This is a genomic window from Streptomyces sp. NPDC004667, assembly GCF_040609475.1.
Lineage (GTDB): Bacteria > Actinomycetota > Actinomycetes > Streptomycetales > Streptomycetaceae > Streptomyces.
The window spans coordinates 1-3,109 of sequence record NZ_JBEXKC010000219.1; the positions used below are offsets into that span (position 1 = coordinate 1).

The 3,109-nt window shown below is 68.2% G+C and carries 2 protein-coding genes; both read left to right on the top strand.

Annotation, left to right across the window (positions count from 1 at the left end):
- A partial coding sequence (locus ABZW32_RS39385) for a vitamin B12 dependent-methionine synthase activation domain-containing protein (RefSeq protein WP_356225674.1) occupies positions 1 to 2,364 on the top strand: 2,364 nt, incomplete at its 5' end.
- A 35-nt stretch (positions 2,365 to 2,399) separates the two neighbouring features.
- Positions 2,400 to 3,109 (top strand): adenosylhomocysteinase (locus tag ABZW32_RS39390; RefSeq protein WP_356225676.1); only part of this gene is annotated, 710 nt, incomplete at its 3' end.

The window sequence follows — 3,109 nt, forward strand, 5'->3', positions numbered from 1 at the left end:
GTGGAGATGGCCCGGGACCAGATCCGTGAGGGCGCGCACATGCTCGACCTGTGTGTGGACTACGTGGGCCGTGACGGTGTCGCGGACATGCAGGAGCTGGCGGGGCGTTTCGCGACGGCTTCGACGCTGCCGGTGGTGCTGGACTCCACCGAGGTTCCGGTGATCCAGGCGGGTCTGGAGAAGCTGGGCGGGCGTGCGGTCATCAACTCGGTGAACTACGAGGACGGTGACGGGCCCGAGTCGCGTTTCGCGAAGGTCACCGCTCTGGCGCGGGAGCACGGGGCCGCGCTGATCGCCCTGACGATCGACGAGGAGGGCCAGGCCCGCACGGTCGAGCACAAGGTGGCGATCGCGCAGCGGCTGATCGCGGATCTGACGGGGAACTGGGGGATCCGGGAGTCGGACATCCTCATCGACACCCTGACGTTCACGATCTGCACGGGGCAGGAGGAGTCCCGCAAGGACGGGATCGCGACGATCGAGTCGATCCGTGAGCTCAAGCGCCGCCACCCCGATGTGCAGACCACTCTGGGCCTGTCGAACATCTCCTTCGGGCTGAACCCGGCGGCCCGGGTCCTGCTGAACTCCGTCTTCCTCGACGAGTGTGTCAAGGCGGGTCTGGACTCGGCGATCGTGCACGCGTCGAAGATCCTGCCGATCGCCCGGTTCGACGAGGAGCAGGTCACCACCGCCCTGGACCTGATCTACGACCGGCGTGAGGGTGACTACGACCCGCTGCAGAAGCTGATGGCCCTCTTCGAGGGCGTCAACACGAAGTCGCTGAAGGCCGGCCGGGCCGAGGAACTCCTGGCCCTGCCGCTGGACGAGCGGCTCCAGCGGCGGATCATCGACGGTGAGAAGAACGGCCTGGAGGCCGACCTCGACGAGGCCCTGGTCTCGCGTCCGGCTCTGGACATCGTCAACGACACCCTCCTGGAGGGCATGAAGGTCGTCGGCGAGCTGTTCGGCTCGGGCCAGATGCAGCTGCCGTTCGTGCTGCAGTCGGCGGAGGTGATGAAGACGGCGGTGGCCTATCTGGAGCCGCACATGGAGAAGACGGATGACGAGGGCAAGGGCACGATCGTGCTGGCCACGGTCCGCGGGGACGTCCACGACATCGGCAAGAACCTCGTCGACATCATCTTGACCAACAACGGCTACAACGTCGTCAACATCGGCATCAAGCAGCCGGTCTCCGCGATCCTGGAAGCCGCCCAGGAACACAAGGCCGATGTCATCGGCATGTCGGGTCTCCTGGTCAAGTCCACCGTGATCATGAAGGAGAACCTGGAAGAGCTCAACCAGCGCAAGCTGGCAGCCGACTACCCGGTCATCCTCGGCGGCGCCGCCCTCACCCGCGCCTACGTCGAACAAGACCTCCACGAAATCTACGAAGGCGAAGTCCGCTACGCCCGCGACGCCTTCGAAGGCCTGCGCCTCATGGACGCCCTCATCGCCGTCAAGCGCGGCGTCCCCGGCGCCGCTCTCCCACCGCTCAAGCAGCGCCGGGTGGCCCGGCGCGGCGCCGTCCTCGACGTACGGGAACCCGAACCGGCCGGCCGCTCGGACGTGTCCGTCGACCACCCGGTGCCCGAGCCGCCCTTCCTCGGCACCAGGGTCGTCAAGGGGATCCAGCTCAAGGAGTACGCGGACTGGCTCGACGAGCAGGCGCTCTTCAAGGGGCAGTGGGGCCTCAAGTCGCCCGGGTCGATCGCGACCGAGGGCCGTCCCCGGCTGCGCGGCTGGCTGGACCGCCTGCACACGGACCGGCTCCTCGAAGCGGCCGTGGTCTACGGCTACTTCCCCTGCGTCTCCAAGGGCGACGACCTGATCGTCCTCGACGAGGACGGCGGCGAGCGGAGCCGTTTCACCTTCCCGCGCCAGAGCCGCGGCCGCCGCCTGTGCCTCGCGGACTTCTTCCGCCCCGAGGACTCCGGGGAGGTCGATGTGATCGCCCTCCAGGTGGTGACCGTGGGCAGCCGCATAGGCCGGGAGACGGCCCGTCTCTTCGCCGCCGACGCCTACCGCGACTACATGGAGCTGCACGGCCTCTCCGTCCAGCTCGCCGAGGCCCTGGCCGAGTACTGGCACGCCCGCGTCCGCGCCGAAATGGGCATCGACGGCGGCGATCCCGCCTCGGTCGAGGGCATGTTCCGCACCGAGTACCAGGGCTGCCGCTACTCCCTGGGCTACCCGGCCTGCCCCGAACTCGCCGACCGGGCGAAGATCGCCGAACTGCTCCGGCCGGAGCGGATCGGCGTCCACCTCTCGGAGGAGTTCCAGCTCGACCCCGAGCAGTCCACGGATGCTCTGGTCGTCCACCATCCCGAAGCCGACTACTTCAACGCGGGAGGCCGCAGATGACCTCCGATGCCGGACACCTTCAAGGAGCGCACCGCATGACCGCCGCATTCACGGACTTCAAGGTCGCCGACCTTTCCCTCGCCGCCTTCGGCCGCAAGGAGATCACCCTGGCCGAGCACGAGATGCCGGGTCTGATGTCGATCCGCCGGGAGTACGCCGAGGCGCAGCCTCTGGCCGGCGCCCGGATCACCGGCTCGCTGCACATGACCGTGCAGACCGCCGTGCTGATCGAGACCCTCGTCGCCCTGGGCGCCGAGGTCCGCTGGGTGTCCTGCAACATCTACTCGACGCAGGACCACGCGGCCGCGGCGATCGCCGCCGCCGGGATCCCGGTGTTCGCCTGGAAGGGCGAGACGCTGGAGGAGTACTGGTGGTGCACGGAGCAGGCACTGAGCTGGCCCGGTCACGCCGGTCCGAACATGATCCTCGACGACGGCGGTGACGCGACCCTCCTGGTCCACAAGGGCGTCGAGTACCAGAAGGCGGGCGCGGTCCCGGACCCGGCCACCGCCGAGAACGAGGAGATGGCCCTGGTCCTGGACCTGCTGGCGAGGACCGGCATCGACTGGACGGCACTCGCGTCCGAGATCCGCGGCGTGACGGAGGAAACCACCACCGGTGTCCACCGCCTCTACGAAATGAACCAGGCCGGCACCCTCCTCTTCCCCGCGATCAACGTGAACGACGCCGTGACGAAGTCGAAGTTCGACAACAAGTACGGCTGCCGCCACTCCCTGATCGACGG